Origin of the sequence: Streptomyces sp. NPDC006265 (assembly GCF_040613555.1) — a bacterium.
Classification (GTDB): domain Bacteria; phylum Actinomycetota; class Actinomycetes; order Streptomycetales; family Streptomycetaceae; genus Streptomyces.
This window is the reverse complement of record NZ_JBEXSH010001266.1, coordinates 1-1885: the sequence shown is the minus strand read 5'-3', so window position 1 is coordinate 1885 and position 1885 is coordinate 1. Positions and strand designations below refer to the sequence as shown.

At 68.8% G+C, this 1885-nt stretch carries 2 protein-coding genes; both read right to left on the bottom strand.

Annotated elements, in window-relative coordinates:
- Nucleotides 1–91: 91 nt before the first annotated feature.
- Nucleotides 92–1075 carry a TerC family protein gene (locus ABZ281_RS47885; protein ID WP_356664968.1) on the bottom strand — a complete coding sequence of 328 codons (984 nt, stop codon included), beginning with the start codon at nt 1073–1075 and terminating at the stop codon, nt 92–94.
- Between the two features lie 85 nt (nt 1076–1160).
- Nucleotides 1161–1841 (bottom strand): phosphoribosyltransferase family protein, encoded by a 681-nt coding sequence (locus tag ABZ281_RS47880; RefSeq protein ID WP_356664970.1) that lies wholly within the window; start codon nt 1839–1841, stop codon nt 1161–1163.
- Nucleotides 1842–1885: the final 44 nt, after the last annotated feature.

The window sequence follows — 1885 nt, the reverse complement described above, 5'->3', positions numbered from 1 at the left end:
GAGTACGTCCGGTACGAGGGCTTCCGGCCGGCACGCCGAGAGCACGCACCGGACGCCGCTCCTCAACGGGCAAACGTTGCCTGCCGCGGCACTAGTCGGCCTCCGCGGCCGGCTGAGCCGCCGCCGTCTCCGCCTCCTGCTTCTTCGACGCGCGCAGGCTCGTGACCGTCGTGACCGCCAGGACCAGCACGATGAAGCACAGCGAGAACGAGATGCCGATCTCGGGGACGTGGACGCCCGACTCGTGCAGGGCGTGCAGCACCAGCTTCACGCCGATGAAGCCGAGGATGACCGACAGGCCGTAGGAGAGGTGGACCAGCTTCTTCAGCAGGCCGCCGATGAGGAAGTACAGCTGACGCAGGCCCATGAGGGCGAAGGCGTTCGCGGTGAACACGATGTAGGGGTCCTGCGTCAGGCCGTAGATGGCCGGGATGGAGTCGAGGGCGAACAGCACGTCGGTGGAGCCGATGGCGAGCATCACGACCAGCATCGGGGTCATGATCCGCTTGCCGTTCTCGGCGATGAACAGCTTGGTGCCGTGATAGCGGTCGGCCACGCCGAAGCGCTGTTCCGCCATCTTCAGCAGCTTGTTCTCCTGGTACTCCTCCTCGTGCTGGTCCTTGCGCGCGTCCTGGACCAGCTTCCAGGCGGTCCAGATCAGGAAGGCGCCGAAGAGGTAGAAGACCCAGGAGAACGTGGAGATGATCGCCGCGCCGGCCGCGATGAACACGGCCCGCAGCACCAGGGCCATCAGGACGCCCACCATCAGTACCCGCTGCTGGTACTGCGTGGGCACCGCGAACTTCCCCATGATCAGGACGAACACGAAGAGGTTGTCCACGCTGAGCGACTTCTCGGTGACGTAACCGGCGAAGAACTCGCCGGTGGGCCCGCTCCCACCGAAGTACCACAGCCCCACACCGAACAGGACGGCCAGGACGATCCATACCACCGTCCACGTCCCGGCCTCCTTGATGGACACGTCGTGCGGCTTGCGGCCGACGAAGAAGTCGACGGCGACGAGCACGCACAGGGCTGCCACAGTCAGCAGCCACACGGACAGCGAGACGTTCACTTGTTGCTCCTGATGCAGGTGTGGGGAAGGGACATCGTGATCCGCCGTGGCCGATTCCCGCCACTCCCGCCAGGTGAACATTCAGTCAAAGCTGCACGTGCAGCGCCTCCAGGACGTCCTGGTCCGACAGCTGGTCGAAGTTCTGGTACCAGAGGCCCACCGCCATGAACGCGGCCGGCCGGTACAGGCAGACCACCTCGTCGGCCTCGGCGCGGATCAGCTCGGCGCCCTCCGGGGAGCACACGGGCGCCGCGAGCAGCACCTTCCCGGGCGCCTGACCGCGTACGAAGCGCAGCGCGGCCCGGGCCGTGGAGCCGGTGGCCAAGCCGTCGTCCACGACGATCACGGACCGTCCGCGCAGGTCCGGGGCGGGGCGGCCCTGCCGGTACAGCCGCTCACGTCGCCGCAGTTCGGCGCGCTCCCGCTCGATGACGGGGGCGAGCGCGGCCTCGCCGATACCGAGGTGGCGCAGGGCGTCCTCGTCGAGGAGCGGCACCTCGTCCCCGGCCATCGCTCCGACGCCGAGCTCCTCCTGGTAGGGCGCCCCGATCTTCCGTACGACGAGCACGTCGAGCGGGGCGTCCAGCGCGGCGGCCACTTCGCGGGCCACGGCGACGCCGCCGCGGGGCAGGGCGAGGACGAGGGGATCGGGCAGGTGCCCCTCGCGCTGCCGTGCACGCAGTGTTTCGGCCAGTTCCTCACCGGCCTGCCGGCGGAAGCAGGCCGGCACGTCGAGTCGCTGCACGGCGACGACGGCACGGTGCATCTCACCTTCGACGAGGCCCTGCCGCGCGAGTGCGAGATCGAGGC